Origin of the sequence: Silvimonas sp. (assembly GCF_031291215.1) — a bacterium.
Classification (GTDB): domain Bacteria; phylum Pseudomonadota; class Gammaproteobacteria; order Burkholderiales; family Chitinibacteraceae; genus Silvimonas; species Silvimonas soli.
In genome coordinates this window covers 16,897-37,740 of record NZ_JARLJK010000083.1, presented here as the reverse complement: position 1 = coordinate 37,740, position 20,844 = coordinate 16,897, and the positions used below count along the sequence as shown (strand labels likewise).

Here is a 20,844-nt window from a genome sequence, read left to right as displayed (position 1 = left end):
GATGGGCCTGCCGTTCGCCGGGGCGCTCGCCGGGGCGACCAGCTCGCTGGCGAATTTCCTGACTGGCCGTGACGATTACGATGTGGAAGCATCCTTTCGGTCGTTCATGGCGTCGATGCTGGGCAGCAAGGACTTCGGTCGTGCGATGTCCAAGGGCTTGCCGAACATGGCCGGCATCGACCTGTCCGACTTGGGCGAGGGCGATTTGCTACCATTCTCGCGGCTGCTCTCTGATCGGCGCAAGTTGGAGGAGAGCATCCCCGACTGGGCGAGTGGCATGATGGGGGGCACGTTTGGCGCGGCGATCGATATGCTGGAAGGGTCGCGGGACATAGCCTATGGCCTGCCCATGCAGGGCTTCGCTAAGATGCTGCCGCATGGGATGCGGGACCTGTTCGGTGCGTACCGGCTGTCGCAGTTTGGGTATGAGGACAGCCATGGTCGGCGTCTCCCGCTGACTGCCGGCGCGTCAGATATTCTGATGCGGGCGGTGGGCCTGGACCCGACCGATTTCTCGGACTACGAGACGAAGAAGCGGATCGGTGACGCCATGAAAGAGGCTCAGGCGGAGCGTGGTGGCTTCCTCAAGCAGCGAGCAGAACTTGCTGCAAACAACCAGGATATGTCGGGGTTTCAATCGGCGCTGTCCGGGATGCAGCAGTACGTTGCAGACGACCCGCAACGATACCGCATGATGTCCACGCTCCCGGAGATGCTGGCGCGGGATCAGATGAACTCATATTATGCGGCGGCCACTGACCGGCCTCTAGGCTTCGGAATGATGCGCCAGAAGATCGGTGGCGTGGTGACTTCCTTCTGATCCTCTAGTAGTGTGTGGTTGCTCAGCGACAGGCGGTTGCTCCGTTCTGCATCTGGGCCTTGAAAAACAGGAGCAATCGTATGTCAGCCTCGTTCAACAAATTCAACCAGTTCGTGCAAGACCTCGCGGATGGGGTCCACAATTTCGGCACCAACACGATCAATGTGGGCCTGTCCAACACCGCGCCGGTGGCGACGAATACGGTGTGGGCGAACATCACCGAGATTTCGGCGGGCAATGGTTACACCGCAGGCGGCAACGCAGCGGCCGTCACCAGCGCCGCCCAGACAGCCGGGGTCTTCAAGCTGATCCTGGCCAACCCGGCGACCTGGACGGCTTCCGGCACCGGCATGGGGCCGTTCCGCTACGCGGTCATCTACAACAACACAGCCACCAGCAAGAACCTGATCGGCTGGTACGATTACGGCTCCTCGATCACGCTCAACTCGGGCGAGCAGTTCCAGGTGTCGTTCGATGCGACCAACGGTGTTCTGACCATCACCTGAGGTCGCCGCTGGCGCTGAACGGTCTTTCTGCTGGAGGTTATGGTGGCCACACATCTGCTCGATCTTGTTCGCGTGAACACAGCCACCACAGGCACCGGCACGATGACCTTGGGGACGGCTGTCGCTGGTCACCTGACACCCGCCCTGGCAGGCGCGGTGGATGGGGACACGCTGCGCTACGTCATCATCGACGGTGCGAACACCGAGCTGGGCACCGGGACATATTCCGCGTCGGCCAACACGCTGACGCGGGGCATGTACCTCAGCACGACCAATGCCGTGCTGAACCTCTCTGGATCGGCGCAGGTGCTGCTAACGCTCGCTGCTGAAGACTTGGCTTCGACACAGCTCTCCGATTTCCAGGTCGGCGAACTCCAGGACGGTATGGCCGCTGTCTGGAGCACGGCGCTTGGTAAGTGGGTTCCGGGGGCTATTGGAGCGAAATATCTCGGCACGCGCCCACAGATCGTTCAACAGATTTCGACCTCCGGCTATCCGTCAACCAGCTGGACGCTTACGTTCCCTGCGCCGCCTACGGCGGGGAATACGCTCCTCATCGTGTACACGCCGCTCAATGATGCGATCAACATGCCGTCTGGCTTCACGACTGTTGGCTCGATCTCGGCTTATGCTGGTAGCGTCGGGGCGGTGGTCGTCTCGAAAGTATCTGTCGGATCGGCGGATCAGACGCTCACCGCAACGATTGGGTCAGGTGCTGGGAACGGCATGACGATTGCCGCGTTCGAGGTCTCGGGCGTCGGGTCGATTAACGTGATGTCGGGGACTTATTCAGTCGCCTCTCAGGCCGTTGCGACCCACTCCGGGGGCCAGTATTCCGAAACGTCGACCTGGGCTATCAGTTCGACAGCCGCACCGACCCAGAACATCGGCAACAGTCTGTTCCTGTCCATCGGGTGTACGATCGGCCCCGTGCTCACGACTCCGTTCAACTGGTCCACGCTGCTCAATTCCTACCCCGCTGGGGGCCGTCCGCTCTGGGTGCTCAGCTCGCCGACATGGGTGCAGCCACAGGGCGCAATGTCCTTGCTAGCTTCCTATTGGACGTTGCTGAACTTGCAGATCGTCGGTGTGCCGCTGAAACTTGCGACGGACCTTGCGGATGTTGCGATCTCGTCGCCGACGAACGGCCAGTCATTGGTCTGGAACTCGTCCGCAGGTGCTTGGGAGAATACGACCCTGAGCGCGAGTACAGGATCGACCTACAGCGGCGCGGACACGCTGGTCGGCACAGCTTCCGATGTTGCGGTCAACGGATATACAGGCGGTGGCGCTGTTCGAACTGAGGTTGTGCTTGCTAAGGTCGCGCTGACCGGAAACTATCCAGACCTAGCGAATATCCCGGCGCGGACACTAGCTAATCTGACAGATGTGAACGTCGCCGAGGGGTCGGGGATCGACGGCTACTATCTCAAGTGGAGCAACTCGACCGGCAAGTGGATCGCAGCGACCGTAGGGAGCGCCTACGCGCTGTCCGGCGCGTCTGATGTCGCCCTCAGCTCACCGACCAATGGGCAGGTTCTGACATACAACTCGTCCACCAGCAAGTGGGTTAATGCGACTCCTAGCGCGGCCCCCGTTCCGAGCACATCGCAGTTCCAATCGACCTCGACCGCTGCGGAGAAAAACGGAGCCAATGCCGGCAGCATCGCGATCACGCAAGGCGCGAGCGGCGTTGTCGTGACGATGCCCGGCACATCTAGCATGATGTTAGATCGGGTCGATCTATCGTCGTACCCCGCCACACCAGTTACGTTCATCGTCGGTGTTCAGTTCCCGACGACCAATTATAGCGAGTCTCTTGCACTATATATCCGAGATGCGTCTGGCAAGTCCGTGTGGTGGAATATAAGTAATCTGACCTTGCTTATGATGCACATATCGTACACGTCATCCTCCACGAGCTGGGTCTCCACCCCCTACAGCAGGGGCACGGCGTGGCCTCCGAAGTACCTTGGGATCAAGGATGACGGCACGAACTTCGTATTCCTCATGGGGGACGCCCCTGACGCCATGTCCATTGTCTACACTGAGAGCCGATCTGCGTACATCGGCACCCCGGTCGCGGTTGGGGTTCTCATGCAAGGCTCTGGTCAATCCGGCTCAACGACCGCGTATGTCATCAATTACCTGTCGCCGTAAGGAGAGGTAGATGCTTCTCCAATCTCCCCTCGGCAGGTTTACCCTCGCGTATCCTGAGGACTTGAACGGCCCGGTCAAGTACATCCTTGGGGCTGCTACAGGCACGTTCAACGTCACTGGCCAGCCGGCCACAATAAATGGCTACCTGCTCAACGTGACGCCGGGTAGCTTCGCACTGACGGGTGTTGCCGCCAACCTCACGTATGTTCAATATCTCCGGCTTCAGGCCGGCACCGGCGCGTTCAACGTAGCCAGCTATAACGCCGTTCTGAACGGCTCTCTACTGAGTGCCGCCTCAGGCGCGTTCACGGTAAGTGGCAATAACGCCAATCTCGTCACCACGCAATTCTGGACGCTTCAGGCCGGTACAGGAGCATTCAACCTCGTCGGTTCCGCAGCGACGCTATATGGTGGATACCTGCTCAGTGTCTCGACCGGCGTCTTCTCGGTAAGTAGCAGCCCTGCGGGGCTGACCAACATCCTCTCAGCTGCAACAGGGAACTTCAGCCTTACAGGCAATTCCGCGACGTTCTTCGCCGGCATCATGGAGTACGAGCTTACGGCGACGTATCTCGTCACCGGCTATGCGTCCCGAGGAGAACAGCTTAAGTATGTTCTGTGGGCCACTCCGGGTGTCTTCACACTGACTGGTGAGCCGGCAACCGTTGCGCAGACGTTCTCCTTGAGCCTTGGCACAGGGATGTTCGAGGTGGTACCCTTGCCAGTGCCATCCTATGTGCGCCCACTGGTAGCTGGTCGCGGTGCTTTCGCGGTGTCAGGTAACACCATCCAGGTCAGGCAGTCGTATGTCTTCTCGCCGACGACCGGCGCGTTCGTGGTCACGGGTAGCGCATCCTCGGGGAGCGTCTATTCCAACTTCTCGCATCCTGGATCGGCCGGGAATTTCGAGGTCTCGGGTAACACCGCCCAGCTCGCGCGGTCGCGCATCTTGGTGACCGGAACCGGCGCGTTCGCGGTTGCCGGGGTGGGCGCGGCGCTGCGCGAGGACCACAAACTGGTCGGGGCGACCGGCGTGTTCACCGAAACCGGATATGTGGCCGGATCGAACCACGATCATATCCTCTCGGCTGCGCCTGGGACCTTCGTGGTGGCGTCCGGGCGGCCCTCGACGATCCAGGTCAACAAATACCTGTTCGCGGCTCCAGGCGCATTTGTGGTCACAGGATATGCGGCCAGCGGGGGCAAGTCCGCGACGCTGGCAGCCGCGACGGGGGCATTCTACATCGCGCCGGTCAACGTGATGCTGCGCCGAGGTGTCCTTTCGAGGGTGCTGTCCGCAGAGACCGGCATCTTCAGGATCGCGGCCGAGGGGGTGAAGGATTCCGGCATCCCCGGCGAGGTGACAGTTACCATCACATCTGCGGGAGGCGTGCAGATATCCGTGGGCAGTGCTGGGTCGGCCGAGGGTGAGTGGGCCATGAAGGGTCTCGTGACTATGGTTGTGGCGGCGGCGGGCACGCCCAATTTTACCGTGGAGCAGTAAAATGGATGTCGTTATTCGCAAGAATGAGGTGGTCTTCACGGGCGCATTTGTCGCCCAGAATGGGTCCACGACGCAGCCGACCAGCGCGGAGGTCGTCTGCACGTATCTGAACCGTTCGGGCGGCACATCCACGGATGTCGTGGCGCTGACATACAGCAGCGTGACCAACACATGGTCGGGCACCTGGGATAGTAGCAACGCAGCCCCGGGGGTTGTGGACTATACGATCTACGGCTATGGTTCGTTGATAGCCGCGTTGGATGGACGTTTCCAGATCAAGGCCAACGCGTCGAATTTGACAATCGCGTGAGGGGTCGCGCATGAACCTGGACAAGTGCTTCAGCTGGTGTGACCAGCACTTTATCGAGGACTGGAAGTTCAAGATCAGACGGCTGTGGACGATACGCATCGCGCTCTTTTGGGGTGCGGTTGCGGGGGCATACAGCGCATGGCCTGCGTTCCAGTCGCTTCTCCCTGCGCCGGCTTTCGCAGGGGTGTCAATTGTCATGTCCATGGCGATTGTCGGGGCCAGGGTGACCAAGCAACCAGGAGTTGACGAGTGACGGATGAACAACCTCGTCAAACCATCAAGAGCAAACTCGCCAAGGGAAGCGCGGTCGCTGTCCTGGCGACGGCTCTTGTGGGCGGCTTTGAGGGGCTGCGCCAGACTGCTTATCCTGATCCGGCCAGTCGTGGGCCGCCGTGGACGGTCTGCTATGGGCACACTGGCCCGGAAGTGCGTCGCGGCGTCCACGAGAGCCTTACCGAATGCAAAGAGCTGCTACGGAAAGACCTCACGAAAGAAGCCGAGTTTCTGGACCGCTGCATCCTTGTTCCGACCACCGTAGGCCAGGATGTCGCGCTGCTGTCGCTCGCCTACAATATCGGCGGCGGCGGTGTGTGTCGCTCTTCGGTCGCGCGAGACATGAACGCCGGGCGCTACACCCAAGCGTGCAATGACTTCCTGAAATTCGACCGGGCGATGGGGATTGTCTTCCCCGGTCTGGTTCGGCGACGCCATGCTGAGCGGCGCATGTGCCTTGGAGAGAACCGATGATCGCGCTGCTGATCGGCCATTACAGCTGGATCGTTCCGGTACTGTGCATCGCGGCCGGCGTCGCGGCGCTGATCTATGTGCCGTCTCCACTGAAGCATTACGTCATCGCGGCGCTCGCGGTGGCGGCGGTCACCTCGCAGATTTACGCCGCTGGTTACCAGTCGGCCGAGACCAGCTGGAAGGGCCGGTATGACGCCATGGTGGCCCAGAATACCGCGACCCTGGCGCAGATCAATGCAGCGAACCTGAAGGCCGAGGCAGACGCCGTGACCGAGGCGTCGGCGCAGGCCAAGGCCGATGCGGCGAACTTGCGGGCCGCGCTGGACAAACAGGCGCAGGAGAAGGCCCAGGATGATCTGGCCTATCAGCAGGCTCTCGATGAGATTGCCGGCGCGCAGGGCGATGCGGACCTAGGTGCGCCGGAACTGATCCTCCAGGCGATTGGGAGCGCCCCGAAATGAAATTCATTCTGCTCACGCTCATCGCCTTGGGGATGCTATCTGGCTGCGCTACAGCGCCGCCGCAGGTGGTCATGACGGCTCCTGCGGTAGTCCAGCGCCCCTATTTGAGGGATATCGTTCCAGCGTCGTCCTTGAGCTGCCTGCGCGAGCCGAGCCACGATAAGGTGCTCACGGTGAGGCAGGCTGCCGTCTTCATCGTCAACCTCAAAAAAGCCGGGGCGGACTGTCGCCAAAAGCTCGGAATTGTGCGAGACATGATCCAACGTGAAGAGTGACACTGGATCGGAATGATGGACCTCTCGGCACCGATTGCATGGCTGGTAAACGAAGCCGAGGGTATCCCGCACTGGGTGCTTACACTCGCTCCGATACTCGCCGCCGTCCTGACGTGGCACGCGGCCCTCGCCAAGAACAGGCAAGAGCGCAGACTGGCCGAGAAGCAGTTCGCTTTCGAAAAGCAGAAGATGCGCAAAGAGTGGGACGACAAATCTGTCGAACGCCGGCAGCAAGAGCAGTCCCTGGTCCATACCGAGAACGCCGCGCAGACCCAGGCATGGACCGAACGGTTCACAAAACTCATGGATGGCTATGACGCGCGCGTCGAGGACTTGATGCAGGAGGTCGTGGAGCTGCGCAAAGAGGTACTCTCGTTGCGGCGGATACTTGACTGGCAGCGTCAGGCGTGCGTCGGATGCCCCAAGCTCTCAAAATTTGTCGAGGATCAGGCGAATGGCGCAGTCTGACCAGAACCCGCAAGACCCGAACCCGGATGTGACATTCGGCAAGTTCAGCGGGCTGAAGAACACCGTCACGGCCGAGCGCCTGACGAATGACGAATTGCAGTCTGCCGTGAACATCGAGGTGGACGACCAGGGCCAGATACGCCGCCGTCGAGGCTACACCAAGAAGCTCTCCGGCCGCTTCCACAGCCTGTTCGCCGCCGAGGATGGCACCGTGTATGGCGTGATGAACGGCAATCTGGTCATCATCAATCCCGGCTACACGACGCAGGTGTTGAAGACCGGCCTCAGCTCGGACCCGACTGCCGGCGAGACGCCGCTGAGCTGGGTCCAGGTCGGCGACACGCTGTATTATTCCTCGCCCCAGGACAATGGGAAGATCGTCAACGGCGTTGCTTTGCCTTGGGGGACGCTCGACGGCAGTGGTTACTGGCTGTCGCCGGTCGTCACCCCCACCGCGACCTTGGCACCGATCCGAGGCAAATTGCTTCGGAACCCGCCCAAGGCGACCTGCATGACCTACTGGAACGGCCGCATCTACATGGGTGCAGGTAACGTGCTCTGGGCCACCGAGCTGTTCCTCTACGATGTCGTGGACGCCACGCGGACATTCTTCCAGTTCGAGGGCGAGATCACGGTGGTCGGCACCGTGACCGACGGGATTTATGTTGGGACCGACCAGGGTCTCTGGTTCCTCACGGGTCCGACCATCGGCGAGCTGAAGCGCGTCCCGGTGATGGACAGCGCCGTGATCCCCGGCTCGATGGTGGACATCCCTGCGGAGCTGGCGAACCCGCCCCAGGTCGGGCTGAACGCGGACACGGAAGTCAAAATCTCGCTGGCGTTCCTGACGACCAACGGCTTCTGTGTTGCACAAGACGGCGGTCAGGCATATAACCTTACCGAGGACAAGTTTATCTTTCCTGATGCTGCGCGTGCATCGGCTCTCTGGAGGCGGCAGGACGGCATCAACCAGTATGTCGCTGTGACCGACAGCGAAGGAGACCCCGCAACGAGCGCCCGGATCGGCGACTACCTCGATGCGACAATTATCCGGGCCGGAGGTTGGTCAGTGGCGACGGATGGTGTGGTGATCGGCGACAGTGTTGCCGCAACGATAGTCTGATGGAGCAGATCATGGAACAGTTCAAGGATAACGGTCGTGGCCTGCTTGTGCCCGACCACAAGTTGCTTGCATTCGGCCGGTATCATGGCCAGATCATCCGGGCCGGAGAGGTCATCGACGATTTCGAGGATGACAATCTTGTCGTCAATGAGGGTCTGAATGCCCTCCTCGGCGTCATGCTCGGCGGCGCGACGCAGATCGCCAGCTGGTATCTAGGGCTGTTCACTGGCAACTACACGCCGGTCGCCACCGATGCCGCTGCGGTCATCGCCGCCAACTCGACCGAGACGAACGCCTACACGTCGGCCACGCGCCCGCAGTTCGTGCCGGCAGCGCCCGCGAGCCAGTCGATCACCAACTCGGCGTCGCAGGCGACCTTCACCTTCAATGCGACCGTGACGATCTACGGCGCGTTCCTGGCCTCCAGCTCAACGATCAGCGGCACCACGGGCACGCTGTTCTCGGCGGCGCGCTTCTCCAGCTCGAAGTCGGTGGTGAGCGGCGACCAACTCCTGCTGACCTATACGTTCAGCGCGGCCTCGGCGTAATCTCCTACGCTGATCGTGTGATAGGCCCGCAGCGATTGAACCACGCTGCGGGCTGATTTGTATGGGGGTGCGGTTATGGCGAGCTATCCTGAAACGATGACGCAAGGCATGACGGTCGGCGTCAGCTCGTCCCCCAAGGCGATCTTCTCAACCACGAACACAGACAGCCCTTTGCTGCATGACAGCCAGGGCGTCGCTATGAAATTTCGACCCGTGAGCACAGACAATATCGTGCTTACCGGGACGCTGGTGGTGACCTTCCCCATCACGCTGTTGCAAGGGCTTACGGTATCCGAGACGGATGCGCCGGTCCACCAGCGATTCAGCGTAGTGTCCGACCGCATCAGGGTCACCGCGACAGATATTGAGATCACAATCTACGGTCTCCGCTATGCCGACGCGGTGCGTATCGCGAGCGCGTGGCAGGTGGGTAGGCCGGTGACGGTCGTGGACGCCGTTCAGGTCGCGGCGCATATCATCGTGACCTTCGGCGCGACGATCCTGGAGCGGCTGAGGATCGGCAGCTCTATCGCCGTGCTCGCGAAATATGGCCTGACATTCGCCGATCTGGTGTCGATCTCATCGGCTCTCGGCCGGATGCTCGGCGGCGCAATGGCGGAGACGCTGCGGGTAACCGGCGTTCCGCTGGTGACCTATCAGGCGATCTCGACCACGCAGGAGCACGCGATCATCGGGGAGGCCCTGGGCCACTCGCTCTTGATGTCGGTGACGCTCGCCGACACCACGAACCTCAGCGACGCGCAACTTCTGAGGATGATCTATCGCGGAGATGCGCTGCTCGATGGCGTGGTCATCACGGCAGGGTATGTCTCCCCGAGCGGCGAGTTCACCACCTGGGCGATCAACACACGCACGAACGCGGTTACGGAGTACCAGAATTGGGCGTTTAACTCCTTCGCCAAGGTCGGCCGGAAGTACATCGGCGCGAATGGCGATGGCCTATACGAGCTGGACGGTGTGGATGATGATGGGGCGAGCATCCCCACCTACATCGCGTCCGGGCTGTTCCAGCTCAATGGATCGCGCTACACTGCGTTCAAGGCGGCGTACCTCGGGATGCGGGTGACCACAGACGAGCAGATGTTCCTCAAGCTGGTGGACGGGCGCGGTAATGAGTTCGTCTATACGGTGCAGCCGGAGAACATGCACTCCACGCGCGTCAACTTCGGCAAGGGATTGAGGTCGCGCTACTTCGGATGGGCGCTCCAGACTGTCGCAGCTGATTACGACCTGGAGAGCATTGTCTTCGTACCGCTGTTCTCACAGCGTCGGGTCGGCTGATGATCTTCCCAGGGATACACAATCCGAGCATCCAGGGTACGGAGCCGTTTCCGAACGTCTTCAATCCCCCCTGCGCGGTCTCCCTGCATGTGATGACGACGGATGGTCAGCCTGTAGCCGGCGCAGATGATCTGGCTAGAGCGGTTGTCGATCAGCACGCGAACTCGATCATGCAGTTCCTCAATCAGGTACGTCGGATACGTGATCTGGGTAACCTGGGGTGGTCACGCCGGGTCATGTCGCTTCCGGGACTGATGGCTGAGTGGACATATAACAGTGGTATCGAGCAGCTGCGCATCGGTGTAACGGTCGGTGGTCCGGGCAGCCGGTCAAATCCATGGTCGCCGCCGCTGAAATTCACCGTTGACATCCCGTTCACCGGGTTCCCCATTCCTGGGATGGGAACGGCGTCATCAACTGTCCCTCAGGCGCTCCAGCCGAACGCTCCGGCATACTCCTTCGACTTCTGCCCAACCCCGAGCGCCCCTGGGCCTACGTCGCAATTTGACCCGAACACGAACGCATATACGAGCGCCTCAGCGGTCAAGACGCCTAACGACCTGCCGACGTTCATATCGAACTATCCTTTCTCGTGGCGGGTCTACACGGGTGCGTATGATTACATCCGCAGGAAGTACACTGTGGACATACCTAACTCACCTGATCCCTCCAATCCAACTAAGGTCGTCAAGGCGCTTTATTGTCTTGGTGTCGGGGGGTCGGCGGTGTTGAGCGCGCCGCTCACCGGAAAGCAGTATTGGGAGATAGAGATAGTATCTCTCCCATCCAGCGCCACACCGGGCGCATATACACTAGCCGACGTTTTTCAAGGCGCGGGGGATAGTCCGAGTACACCCTACCCACCCGACATTCCATACTGTTTCGTCTCCGGTGGGGCCGGGGCATACTCGATATCGTACAGGTCCGATGTCACGACCTGGGGCACACCGTCCATCGGGGTCGTTCCGGCGTACTACCTACCTGATGATATGCAGAACGACCCTGCGACTGGACCCCTGAGGCTATATAACGATTACTGCACACCTGTGGGGCTAGACATGCCCTTGTCCAAATCTACTCCGACCGGCAAACTAGCGAGATCTATCTACATCCTTCCATTCTCGCGAGGGACAACCACAGTCGCATCCCCGTGCTGGATCACAGGTGTCTACGATGTAGGGCCGTTCACCATGCCTACGAGCGGTGGATATTACTCTACTGGAGACACGAAAATAAACGGGATAGACTGGAAGAACGCCGCATATGGTTTCTTCGGAGATGCCACCGATGTCGCTGGATGGTACGCCAAGGCTAAGGCGTGGACAGGTATCCTTGCGGTGCCTTTCCCAGCTATTGAGAGCGTGAGCATCATCACAGGCGATCCGCAATACAGCTTGTCTGTCTGGGATAGTGACTACTTTACACCGAACCCTCTACGTCCACGACCAGTTGTATCCGAGGCGAATACACAAACGTACAACGTCGGGAATATCTACCCCCAACGAAACGGTATCGCCGTGTTCGAGGGCAACGCACAGACCTCATACGTGTCGTATCTACCTAACGCGCTGACATACACGTCCACGATCTTCTCCGCTGATCTGCCGAAGGGGGCACCATCAAGTGTTGGCTCCGCTGGTGGGACACAGGCACCGAATATTATCACGTCATACACACAAACATATGGCTTCGGGATCGACACACAGACCAACCTCGTGACCACCGCCGCGTCAGCACCATATGGTGTCGGGGGTAAATGGGGAGCATACCCTCAGGCGGACGGCTATAGCTGGTCAGGGGTGTCCGTGGGGGAGATGGCGGCGAAGATGGACAGCAGCTCGTGTGCTGACTTCCTGGTGACGTACTTAATACAGTTCAATCAAACGGTGACCACCATCAACCTGCGTCCTGACGGGACGATACGAAACGAGACCACGGTCACAAACCCGGACAGTCTGTTTGCCCCATATATGTTCCCTGATGCTGTCTTACGGTACCATCAACCACTCAGCTTCAGTATCCCCTGGACCTTCTACTACGGGGACTACTGGCCGACGATGAACGTGCAGAACCAATCTCTAGTAGACGCGCTCAACAACCCCGAGAAGGCGGTGCTCGACCTGTTCAAAGATGGTGCTCATGCGCCGATCTTCATTGGTCGGTTCGATGCGTGGACCCTGACGCAGACCCAGCTCGCAGGGGCCGCCCCGGTCGGTGATGGGTCGGGTGCGCCGGTTCAGGCGAGCGGCCAGTTCGCGCAGTATAGCGGGGTCGATCTCGGTGCGCTTCAGCAGGGCGATGTCATTATGGTCGCGGCCGACGCCGACACAGGGTACGTCTGGTTCGGCAAGAATAACCAGTGGTATGGAAAGGACGGGCCTCTGGGGTCGCAGGATGGTCCGTCCGCAGGCACATCGTGGGTGGCGATCATGGATGGCGGCAGCAAATCCGCAACCCCAGTGACAACTCCATCAGGGCCATACGATTATGCGACCGGACAGCCGAAATATTTCCCCGCTGTGGGGTATCGCATCGGAGAGCTGAAGTTCGCCTTCCTGCTCGCAGGAACCACGAAATATGCCCCGCCAGCCGGCTTCAAAGCCTACGGATTGGGTGCTACAGTAAACCTTCCAACGTAAGTCGGTTAAGGAACGTCACACATGCCTAACCCGATCGCCAATCCGATCCCGTATGCTGACAACGCCACTCCTCCGCCGTCAGTGCTGAACCTCAGCACCGTGCAGAGTGTCAGCACGCAGATGGTGAGTTTGGCTGAGGCGTACATGGGCAGCCTCATAGGGGCTGGCTGGTTTTCCGCGCCGAGCATCAGTCCTGATTTCCCGGAGATCACCACGCCGCCCGCCCCGGTCACCGCCAACATGCCGACGCTCCAAGCGGTCTCCTGGAGTGTTCCTGCGCAGCCGTCCGCGTTCGGCGTCAAGCCGCCCGATGTGGCGGGCCTGTTGCCTGGGCCGTTTACCGGGACGCCGCCCAGCCTCGTGTTCGGCACCATGCCCGTGGTCGATTACGGCACCGCGCCGGCCGCGCCTGCGGTCGATCTGAATTTCACCATGCCGACGCTGGACCTGAACCTGCCGGCCGCGCCGTCGCTGCTCTCGATCAGCGTGAAGCCCTTCAACGGGGTGACCCTGCCGACGCTCAGTGTGAACGTGCCGTCGCTGACCGCCGTCGCGCCCAACATCATCCCCTACGAGGAAGGCGCGACCTACGCGTCCTTGCTCCTCAGTTCGCTCATCAACGACCTCAATTCGGCGGTCGCGGATGGCTCGTATCTGACGCTGAACCAGCAGGTCCAGGACGGCCTGTGGGACGCCGGCCGCGAGCGGGAGTATCGCCAGCAGGCGGATGCCCTCGCCGAGCTGGACCGCATGGAGAGCCTGGGTTACGCCTTCCCGCCCGGCGTCTATCTCGACAGCCGGCTCAAGGTCCAGACCGAGACGAACAACACCATCGCCGGCATCTCACGCGACATCATGACGAAGCAGGCCGAGCTTCAGCTGGAGAACCTGACGAAGGCGCGTGAGCAGGCTGTGATGCTTGAGGGCAAGCAGCTGGACTATGCCAACGAGCAGGCCCAGCGCGCGTTCGAGAGCACCAAGTTCACGGCGCAGGCCGCCATCGAAATCTACAACGCCAACGTCGAGGCGTACAAGGCGTCGTTGGAGGGTTACCGCACCCAGGCGACGATCTTCGATACGCTGATGCGCGGCGCGCAGACCCAGGTGGACATCTACAAGGCTGAGCTGGACGGCGAGCGCCTAAAGGTCGATATGGATACGGCGCTGATCCAGCAATACGAGAGCCAGATCAGGGCGCAGAGCCTGTTCGTGGACATCTACAAGGCCGAGCTGGGGGCCATCGAGACCCAGGCCAACCTCCAGAAGATCATCGTGGAAGCCTACGGGGAGGAGATCAGGGCCTTCGTCGCCAAGGTCAACGCCTTCAGCTCCGAGGTCGAGGCGTACAAGGCCCAGATCGACGCCCAGGGCGTCGTCCAGAACACTTACAAGACGGCCGTGGAGGCTTACGCCGCCGAGGTCAATGCCGGCGCGTCCGAGGCCACGGCGCTGATCGAGGGGTTCAAGGCGCAGGTGTCCGCTTATTCCACCCAGCTGGAGGGTTACCGCGCTGCTGTCACCGGCATGGCGGAGCAGGCCCGCGCGGCGTCCGAATACAACTCGGCAGCGGCGGACGTGTACCGCTCCGAGATGACGGCCATCGCGTCGTATAACGACGTGTTGACAAAGCAGTGGCAAGCCACCATGGATATCTCCGAGAAGATCGCCGAGGTGGGCGTCCAGGCGGCCAAGGCCAATGGTGACCTGTTCATCTCGACCAAGAACATCGCGGTCGAAGCGGCCAAGGGTGGCGCGCAAGTGGCGGCCCAGCTCGGCGCTGCGGCGCTCGGCGCGGTCCACTTCTCGCAGTCGAATGCTTGGTCGTCGTCTCTGTCGGCAGGCATCTCTTATGGGGTTAGCAATAGCTACTCTGGCATCAACAGTGTTAGCTCCAGCACCAGCGCAGCAGTCTGAGGAGGCGCACAATGGATATCAGCGGGGCACTCGAAACCAAATATTCCATCCTCCAGCAGCAGGCGGACGCAGCCAAGACCAACGCTGCGGCGAACGCCAGTCTGGCGGCAGCGCGGGTGAAGACCGAAATTCCGGCGCAGGCGGGCCTCATGGGGGCGCAGGGGGCGTATTACGGGGCCGAGGCGCAGACGCTGCCCGGTTTCCGCAACGCCCTGAGCGGCTACTATCAGGGCATGGGAGCTGCCGAGCAGGCCCAGGCGGGTCTCTTGGGGGCCAACACCCAGCAAACTCTCCACGGTCTCGGACCCGGCAACGAGGACAATTACTGGATCGCTCAGTCGATGCGTCCGGGCTTCACAGCGGGCCAGCAGCGCCTGGGCGGCGACAACGGCTCCAGCGATGGTGTCACGACCACTCCGGTCGGCACGCCGAGGTCGGTGATGGATAACGGGTCGTACCCGAGCCAGTCCCAGGGCGTCACCTCGATTGGCACCGGGGCGGTCAGCAAATACGCCAAAGGCACGGCCAAAGTGCCCGGCAAGGGTAAGCCGAACAAGGACACCGTGCCGGCCATGCTCGCGCCCGGCGAGGCGGTTCTGAACCAGGGCGCGGCCGATCACGTTGGGCGCAATCTGATCGACGTGCTGAACGCTATCGGCGCGCACAAGATGGCGCAGCAGGGGAACCCACCTCCCGGTCCTGGCGGTGCGCCGGTCCCGGCCGCAGGCGGGATGCCGCAGGGGCGCTAAGCCCCTACTTGACAATCTTCAGGTGCTTGGCGACGGAGGTGACCAACTTGTTCTCCTCCTCGCGCGTATCTGGGTGGGTCATATCGACGACGAAGCAGTAGGGCCTGGAGCCGATCATTTCCGTGCCGCCCGATAGGGACTTGCGCACGTTCGTCTGCGTGATGATCCGCATGTCCCTCACCGCCTGGAGGAACGCCTTATAGGGCACGCCACGCTTGGTCGCATAGCGCCTGAGGCGATCCATGGTGATATAGAGGATGGACGGATTGCCGCGCTCCAGGCGCGCGGATACCTCGCCGCGCGGGGTATATGTCGGGAACATACTGGCCCCGTTCGGCCCGATGACGATGGTCTCGGTGTCGATCTCTTTCAGGAAGCTGGTGATGAATTGCAGTGGCGTCATGTAGTCGTCTTTGACGATGCCGCGCATCTTGGGCACTAGCACGTTGACGAACCACTGCTTCATCAGGCGCTTGCTGAAAGGCAGGAGGCCCAGCCGGTGGGTCAGGTCGCATGTCACCAGGATGGCGGCCCCTTCGGCCGTCCAGATACGCTCTGACCCTCGGCATTTCACCTCGGCGTCGAGCTTCTTCACCATGCCCTGCACGTACTCCTCCAGCTCCGCATAATGCTGGATCACGTAGGCGATGAACGCCTCGCCGATGTGGCCGTAATTCTTGTTCAGCGCCCGGAGCATGTCGTCGCCCTTCGACTTCACGGTGTCCGGGATTTCGGGGAAGTCGATCTCGATGACGCGCATCGACGCGGCGTTGCTGGTGGAGTTGTTCTCGGCCAGCATGGCATGGATCGAGCGGTTCGTGGAGGTGAGCACCAGCGTGGACTTGAGGATCGTCTCCTTGGCGTCCGAGGTGAGCTTGATCGTGCCGTCCCGCTGCGTGCGCTCGCGTCCCTTGATCTGCGAGCTGTTCAGCGCGAAGTCCTTCATCTCCGTGTCTTCCTCCATGGTTACCTCGTCGATGACGACTGGGAGGTGGCGGAGGATGCGGATCATCTCGGAGCGCGTCAGCTGCGTCGCGCCATGGGTGCGGGAGCCGTTGAGCGGTCCCTTCTTGGGAATGCCGAAGAACGACGAGATGACCCACTGCATGGTGGATTTGCCGGCACCGCTGTCGCCGTGCGCGCTGAGCATCCCTCCGTCAAAGCCGGTCATGTGGAAGATGATCGAGGCCAGACCGGCGCAGATGTAGAACTGCTGGGGGATCATGCTGCTGTCCGCGAACAGCTTCATCTGCGCTACCTGCGCCTCCAGCGTGCCTGCCTTGCCGAAGCCGAGGCCGTCGCGCACGGTCTCCGCGTTATGCGAGCAGTGGATGGTGCGGATAGTACCGTCCGAAGTGATCTTCTGATCGCCGAGGACGAACGTCTTGTAGTCGTCGTACCATCCGAAATGGCCGTACTGACGCTCGGCGTCAACGTATTTCTGGAGTTGGCGGAGATATGCGCTCATGTATTTCTGTGTCGCTCTGATGCCGTCCGGGTCGAGGTAGATGGATGCTTTGCTGAGCAGCTTCGATAGCTCGCGCTGATCCTGGATGACGAAACTGGGCACCTTAAACTCAGCTTCCTCACGCGGCCCCTTCGCAAACCACACATGCTCATCAACACCAGTCACCCTGTCGGCTTGGTGGGATTTCGGGTACAGATCGTACTCGATGACGAGCTGATGCTCAACCTTGCCGTCACGCTCCTTTTCCAGGAACACCTTACCGTTTGATCGGATGTAGTGCTCGGGCGGCGGCAGCAGTATGATGTCGTCAGCGGCGTGGTTCAGGATCGGGATATTGAGCCGTGGGGGTGGGTCTTGCTTCGGCCGGAGCGCCGCACTGATCGGCCCCTTGACGCTGCCCTCCAGCTTGCAGCCGCCGCAGAGGAGCATCCCGTGTGCGACTGAGCACATAACATCGCATGACGTGGGACCGACGCCCTGTGCCTCCTGGTCCGACAGCTTACGCTCGACCTCATCGTATGAGTAACCAGGGTAGTTGCGCTCTGACCACTCGTGCGCCACCTCATCCCCATTTTCAAGGCAGCGGAAGACTGCAAGCGCCTTGTGCCATGTCTCGTATGGCCAGTCGCCACCATGGGAGTATATATGCTGCATCAGCTTGCAGCTGTCGAGTAGATCGTCCAGGTCCGGCACCGGGCCGGAATACATACCGCCGAGGTTGCCGACAGGCGTGCTGAGATGCTTTGTGACGATGACTTTCTCGATGCCGGCTGCGTCCAATGACTGCTCTAGCGCCTTCAGGAAGTCCTCGGTCTCTAGCACGCCATCGCCGGGGTGAAGCACCTCGACAGGACGCTTGAGACCTCTCTTGTAGTTGATCGTGCCGACGACACGAAGGACGCTGGAGATATCCGTGGTGCGCGAGCGGTCGGCTTTCAGACCATGGTGCGTGACGAGGCGGTGCAGCCACATGGCGTATTTGAGCCAGTCGCTGGAAGCGATCTCGTTGGTCAGGCTCCAGTAAACATGGAGGCCCCCACCGCTGCTGATGACGAGTGGCTTGGGCAATCCTGCGGATGTGGTGAAGTTCACCAGTGCGTGAAACGCCTCGTTCTGGTCACCGTACTTCGGATTACTCGCGGTGCTCTCGCCCACGTCGAGGTCGAGATAGAAGATACGCGAGGCCCGCATGTTACCCTGGGTCCGGTACTCCCATGCGCCCGGCTCGCCGGTCTTGCGATTGATCTTCGCGGAGTTCCAGACGCGCTCCTCGATCAGTCCATGGCAGGTGAAGTAGATGTCCTGACGCCCTTTGTGGGCCTCCGCGAACCGCGCCGCTGATGCAATGTCCGTGAACGACTTATGCGAGTACGTCGCCTGAGTTGCTCCAGGCGGCGTGTATGGCGTGGCTAAGCAGTATGGTCCCGAGACAGGCCATACGCGCTGCAAAAACTCTTGCGGCGTCATGATAGTCCTGTCAGTCGGTGCTGTCGGGAAGGTTTTCTTCGGAGTTCAGGCCGGCCTCAGAGAACCTGCTGAGGGACTTCGCGGACTGGCTGGGGTCAGAGAACCTGCTGAGGGACTTCGCGGACTGGCTGGGGTCAGGGAACCTGCTGGGCGTGGGAAGCTCGTGTTCGCCGCGCTCGACGAGCATGGCCTTGAACAGAATGAGATAGACGATCATGTCGTCGATGCGACCGCCGAGAGGCTCCAGACGCTGGCGGCCCTTGCCGGTGCTCAGGTCTCGGATGTATTGCATCACAGCATCGTGGTGCTTGTTGTAATAGACGGCCCAGCACTTCTCCATCGGTAGGTCGAGCTGTTCGCCGTTACGTCGGAAATTGGCGAGGCGGTCGGTGTCGCCAGCGTATTCGCCGCCCTTGAGCTTGGAGAGTCTGACAATCTCGGTGACGGTCTGGTCGAGCAGGTTCTTATAGGCATCGTGCGAAAAAATTCGGTTGGACATGGGGATGAGCCTCTAGGTTGAGGATGCCCTGCCCTGAGGCAGGGCATCCAATATCACGGAACCGTGACAGGATTACAAGTCCCTTTACGCGTCCCAGTCGTCGAGCAGGGCCTCCACAGGTTTGGAGGCCGCCGCCTCGGGGGCCTTGGCCGGCTTCGGCGCAGCCTTGGGTGCGGCCGCCGCCTTGGGAGCCGGGGCCGGGGCCGGGGCCGGGGCCTCGATCTCGCCCTCCAGGACGATCTCGCCGTCGTCCTCCTCCTTGGGAGCCGGCGCAGCCTTGGGAGCCGGCGCAGCCTTGGGAACCGACGCAGCCTTGGGGGCCGGAGCCTCGGCTTCCTTCTTGTGGCCGTCCGCGCCTTCCGGCGTCCAGGTGCCGGACAGGAGCTGCGCCACCTCGTCGCTGTGGATCAGCTTCTTGACCGCCGCCATGCGCTCCTCGGGCACCCAGTTGTCGGCCGAGAAGATGACCTTGGGATAGGCCACGTTCGGGTCGAACTTCATCTTGGTGATGAGCAGCGACGTATGCGGCACGTTGTTGGCGCGCAGCATCTGGGTGTAGTTCGAGAAGCCGTACCAGCCCTCCTTCTCCAGATCGGGCGACTGGCCATCGTAGTCGGACGTGACTGCGATCTTGAGGCGCAGCGGGGTGAAGTCCGGCTTGTTGGCCGGGACCACCGCGAGCATCCGGTGCTCGGAGCACGCGACCACCGCTTTGTTGTTCTCGGTGACCTTGGAGCCTTTCACCGACATTGGGCAGCCCTTGCACTTGTCGGACTGCGGTGCGGCGACGCCGGCGTCCGGCGTGATGCCGTCTTCGGACCAGCATAGAGGCTTGCCCGGCTTGTCGGGATCGTAAGCCGCCTCGTAATAGGCGCGGCCACGACGCTGGTTGAAGCCGAGCACAATCCAGCGCGTGGTGGCGGCCGGCTCCATGTCGCCGTCTTCGTTCTTGCGCAGGAGCTTCTGCTCCTCGCCGTTGATGTTGATGGCCCAGACCTTGCCCTTGTAGGTGAGCGAAGGCACCGTATTGCGGTCGGCGATGTTGCTTTCTTCGGTCTCGATGAACTTCTGCACATGCGCCGGCATTTGGGCTTTATTAAACAGGATCAGATTACCCATTGGTAGCTCCAGTGTTGTGGCTGAATTAGCCGTGGACGGACTTGGTAAAAACAGCGATCCGGCTGTCCACCAGACCCACGATATTGTGAGCCTGGGCGATCTCCTGACGGAGTGCGTCCATGAAGCTCTTAGGGATGGGTTGCGCCGGCAGCTCACCGAGCAGCGCGGGCGACAGGCCGAACAGGGCGTCGATATGGTGATCCAGCCCCTCCACAGCGCCCATGAGCCGCTGGTTCAGGAACTTCAGCTCGCTGAGCGCCTGCGGAAGCGCGCCGAACGGCGGCTGAGCGTTGTTGACGGCGGCGGCAACGGCGTCGAGCGCAGCGGCCTGGATGTCGGGGGTATCAGTCATCGGGTTACCTTCAGTCGTTGTTGCGTCGAACGCGGACCTCGCGTTCGCGATACACGTCCACGCCGGGAGGAAGCTCGCCGGCATGTTCTTCCATGTATTGGGAGATGAACGTCGTCTTGATGCGGCGTTCGAGAGCGTCGAAGGAGTTCGTCTTTGCGACCCAGCCGTAGAAGGTATCCCAGTCAGCGGCGCTGGGCGTGATCTTCTCCTGCCAGTAGAAGGTGCCGCTCTCGGTCCTCATCGACTTCGCGTTGGAGCTGTTCAGCTCGGCGAGCAGCGCGGCATCAACAGTCTTGAGTTGCGCCTTCAGCTTCTCATCGGCGGCGTTATATTCGGCCGAGAGCGCCTTCCGCGCATCGGCAATCTTGTGGCGCACACGCACCATGCGGTCGATATCGGTCATTGGGGGATGC

The 20,844-nt window shown here is 61.2% G+C and carries 20 protein-coding genes; 15 read left to right on the top strand and 5 right to left on the bottom strand.

Annotated features, from left to right (window positions below; genetic code table 11):
* The 15 genes from P4L78_RS10235 to P4L78_RS10165 all read left to right on the top strand — a co-directional run.
* Positions 1 to 820, top strand: an 820-nt coding sequence (locus tag P4L78_RS10235; protein ID WP_309327938.1) for a hypothetical protein, incomplete at its 5' end; no start/stop codon positions are given.
* An 80-nt stretch (positions 821 to 900) separates the two neighbouring features.
* A complete protein-coding gene (locus P4L78_RS10230) occupies positions 901 to 1,326 on the top strand; it encodes a hypothetical protein (RefSeq protein WP_309327936.1) in 426 nt (141 codons plus the stop codon).
* Positions 1,327 to 1,365: 39 nt separating this feature from the next.
* Positions 1,366 to 3,486, top strand: coding sequence for a hypothetical protein (locus P4L78_RS10225; protein ID WP_309327934.1), 2,121 nt, complete (start codon positions 1,366 to 1,368; stop codon positions 3,484 to 3,486).
* Between the two features lie 10 nt (positions 3,487 to 3,496).
* Positions 3,497 to 4,990, top strand: a complete 1,494-nt coding sequence (locus tag P4L78_RS10220) for a hypothetical protein (RefSeq protein WP_309327933.1) — start codon at positions 3,497 to 3,499, stop codon at positions 4,988 to 4,990.
* 1 nt (position 4,991) lies between these two features.
* Entirely contained in the window at positions 4,992 to 5,300 is a 309-nt protein-coding gene (locus P4L78_RS10215) for a hypothetical protein (RefSeq protein ID WP_309327932.1), read from the top strand.
* Positions 5,301 to 5,549: 249 nt separating this feature from the next.
* Positions 5,550 to 6,047: a lysozyme gene (locus P4L78_RS10210; RefSeq protein ID WP_309327931.1), complete on the top strand. Its 498-nt coding sequence runs from the start codon at positions 5,550 to 5,552 to the stop codon at positions 6,045 to 6,047.
* Complete coding sequence (locus P4L78_RS10205) at positions 6,044 to 6,508, top strand: hypothetical protein (RefSeq protein ID WP_309327930.1); 465 nt, start codon at positions 6,044 to 6,046, stop codon at positions 6,506 to 6,508. The genes P4L78_RS10210 and P4L78_RS10205 overlap by 4 nt, the downstream gene beginning before the upstream one ends.
* Entirely contained in the window at positions 6,505 to 6,783 is a 279-nt protein-coding gene (locus P4L78_RS10200) for a hypothetical protein (RefSeq protein ID WP_309327929.1), read from the top strand. Before P4L78_RS10205 ends, P4L78_RS10200 begins: the two co-directional genes overlap by 4 nt.
* Positions 6,784 to 6,795: 12 nt before the next feature.
* Entirely contained in the window at positions 6,796 to 7,251 is a 456-nt protein-coding gene (locus tag P4L78_RS10195) for a hypothetical protein (protein ID WP_309327928.1), read from the top strand.
* The gene (locus tag P4L78_RS10190; protein WP_309327926.1) at positions 7,238 to 8,374 is read left to right on the top strand and encodes a hypothetical protein; all 1,137 of its coding nucleotides are present in this window, start codon (positions 7,238 to 7,240) and stop codon (positions 8,372 to 8,374) included. The genes P4L78_RS10195 and P4L78_RS10190 overlap by 14 nt, the downstream gene beginning before the upstream one ends.
* Before the next feature lie 11 nt (positions 8,375 to 8,385).
* Complete coding sequence (locus P4L78_RS10185) at positions 8,386 to 8,922, top strand: hypothetical protein (RefSeq protein WP_309327925.1); 537 nt, start codon at positions 8,386 to 8,388, stop codon at positions 8,920 to 8,922.
* A 75-nt stretch (positions 8,923 to 8,997) separates the two neighbouring features.
* Complete coding sequence (locus P4L78_RS10180) at positions 8,998 to 10,224, top strand: hypothetical protein (protein ID WP_309327924.1); 1,227 nt, start codon at positions 8,998 to 9,000, stop codon at positions 10,222 to 10,224.
* A gap of 170 nt (positions 10,225 to 10,394) precedes the next feature.
* Positions 10,395 to 12,863 (top strand): hypothetical protein, encoded by a 2,469-nt coding sequence (locus tag P4L78_RS10175; protein WP_309327923.1) that lies wholly within the window; start codon positions 10,395 to 10,397, stop codon positions 12,861 to 12,863.
* 21 nt (positions 12,864 to 12,884) lie between these two features.
* Positions 12,885 to 14,777 carry a hypothetical protein gene (locus tag P4L78_RS10170; RefSeq protein ID WP_309327922.1) on the top strand — a complete coding sequence of 631 codons (1,893 nt, stop codon included), beginning with the start codon at positions 12,885 to 12,887 and terminating at the stop codon, positions 14,775 to 14,777.
* Between the two features lie 11 nt (positions 14,778 to 14,788).
* The gene (locus P4L78_RS10165; protein WP_309327920.1) at positions 14,789 to 15,526 is read left to right on the top strand and encodes a hypothetical protein; all 738 of its coding nucleotides are present in this window, start codon (positions 14,789 to 14,791) and stop codon (positions 15,524 to 15,526) included.
* Positions 15,527 to 15,530: 4 nt separating this feature from the next.
* Here the strand turns inward: P4L78_RS10165 and P4L78_RS10160 are convergent, their stop codons facing one another.
* The 5 genes from P4L78_RS10160 to P4L78_RS10140 form a co-directional block, all read right to left on the bottom strand.
* On the bottom strand, positions 15,531 to 18,461 hold the full coding sequence (locus P4L78_RS10160; RefSeq protein WP_309327919.1) for a DUF927 domain-containing protein: 2,931 nt from the start codon (positions 18,459 to 18,461) through the stop codon (positions 15,531 to 15,533).
* Between the two features lie 10 nt (positions 18,462 to 18,471).
* Positions 18,472 to 18,960, bottom strand: a complete 489-nt coding sequence (locus tag P4L78_RS10155; RefSeq protein ID WP_309327918.1) for a hypothetical protein — start codon at positions 18,958 to 18,960, stop codon at positions 18,472 to 18,474.
* An 84-nt stretch (positions 18,961 to 19,044) separates the two neighbouring features.
* Positions 19,045 to 20,079 carry a hypothetical protein gene (locus P4L78_RS10150; protein WP_309327916.1) on the bottom strand — a complete coding sequence of 345 codons (1,035 nt, stop codon included), beginning with the start codon at positions 20,077 to 20,079 and terminating at the stop codon, positions 19,045 to 19,047.
* Between the two features lie 25 nt (positions 20,080 to 20,104).
* Positions 20,105 to 20,431 (bottom strand): hypothetical protein, encoded by a 327-nt coding sequence (locus P4L78_RS10145; protein ID WP_309327915.1) that lies wholly within the window; start codon positions 20,429 to 20,431, stop codon positions 20,105 to 20,107.
* 10 nt (positions 20,432 to 20,441) lie between these two features.
* Entirely contained in the window at positions 20,442 to 20,834 is a 393-nt protein-coding gene (locus tag P4L78_RS10140) for a hypothetical protein (protein ID WP_309327914.1), read from the bottom strand.
* Positions 20,835 to 20,844: the final 10 nt, after the last annotated feature.

What these genes read in the sequence shown, in the direction of transcription:
- P4L78_RS10150 (WP_309327916.1), bottom strand. Translation starts at nt 20,079, where the DNA reads ATGGGTAATCTGATCCTGTTTAATAAAGCCCAAATGCCGGCGCATGTG.
- P4L78_RS10205 (WP_309327930.1), top strand. Translation starts at nt 6,044, where the DNA reads ATGATCGCGCTGCTGATCGGCCATTACAGCTGGATCGTTCCGGTACTG.
- P4L78_RS10225 (WP_309327934.1), top strand. Translation starts at nt 1,366, where the DNA reads ATGGTGGCCACACATCTGCTCGATCTTGTTCGCGTGAACACAGCCACC.
- P4L78_RS10140 (WP_309327914.1), bottom strand. Translation starts at nt 20,834, where the DNA reads ATGACCGATATCGACCGCATGGTGCGTGTGCGCCACAAGATTGCCGAT.
- P4L78_RS10155 (WP_309327918.1), bottom strand. Translation starts at nt 18,960, where the DNA reads ATGTCCAACCGAATTTTTTCGCACGATGCCTATAAGAACCTGCTCGAC.
- P4L78_RS10170 (WP_309327922.1), top strand. Translation starts at nt 12,885, where the DNA reads ATGCCTAACCCGATCGCCAATCCGATCCCGTATGCTGACAACGCCACT.
- P4L78_RS10185 (WP_309327925.1), top strand. Translation starts at nt 8,386, where the DNA reads ATGGAACAGTTCAAGGATAACGGTCGTGGCCTGCTTGTGCCCGACCAC.
- P4L78_RS10160 (WP_309327919.1), bottom strand. Translation starts at nt 18,461, where the DNA reads ATGACGCCGCAAGAGTTTTTGCAGCGCGTATGGCCTGTCTCGGGACCA.
- P4L78_RS10190 (WP_309327926.1), top strand. Translation starts at nt 7,238, where the DNA reads ATGGCGCAGTCTGACCAGAACCCGCAAGACCCGAACCCGGATGTGACA.
- P4L78_RS10220 (WP_309327933.1), top strand. Translation starts at nt 3,497, where the DNA reads ATGCTTCTCCAATCTCCCCTCGGCAGGTTTACCCTCGCGTATCCTGAG.
- P4L78_RS10215 (WP_309327932.1), top strand. Translation starts at nt 4,992, where the DNA reads ATGGATGTCGTTATTCGCAAGAATGAGGTGGTCTTCACGGGCGCATTT.
- P4L78_RS10230 (WP_309327936.1), top strand. Translation starts at nt 901, where the DNA reads ATGTCAGCCTCGTTCAACAAATTCAACCAGTTCGTGCAAGACCTCGCG.
- P4L78_RS10180 (WP_309327924.1), top strand. Translation starts at nt 8,998, where the DNA reads ATGGCGAGCTATCCTGAAACGATGACGCAAGGCATGACGGTCGGCGTC.
- P4L78_RS10175 (WP_309327923.1), top strand. Translation starts at nt 10,395, where the DNA reads ATGCAGTTCCTCAATCAGGTACGTCGGATACGTGATCTGGGTAACCTG.
- P4L78_RS10195 (WP_309327928.1), top strand. Translation starts at nt 6,796, where the DNA reads ATGATGGACCTCTCGGCACCGATTGCATGGCTGGTAAACGAAGCCGAG.
- P4L78_RS10145 (WP_309327915.1), bottom strand. Translation starts at nt 20,431, where the DNA reads ATGACTGATACCCCCGACATCCAGGCCGCTGCGCTCGACGCCGTTGCC.
- P4L78_RS10165 (WP_309327920.1), top strand. Translation starts at nt 14,789, where the DNA reads ATGGATATCAGCGGGGCACTCGAAACCAAATATTCCATCCTCCAGCAG.
- P4L78_RS10200 (WP_309327929.1), top strand. Translation starts at nt 6,505, where the DNA reads ATGAAATTCATTCTGCTCACGCTCATCGCCTTGGGGATGCTATCTGGC.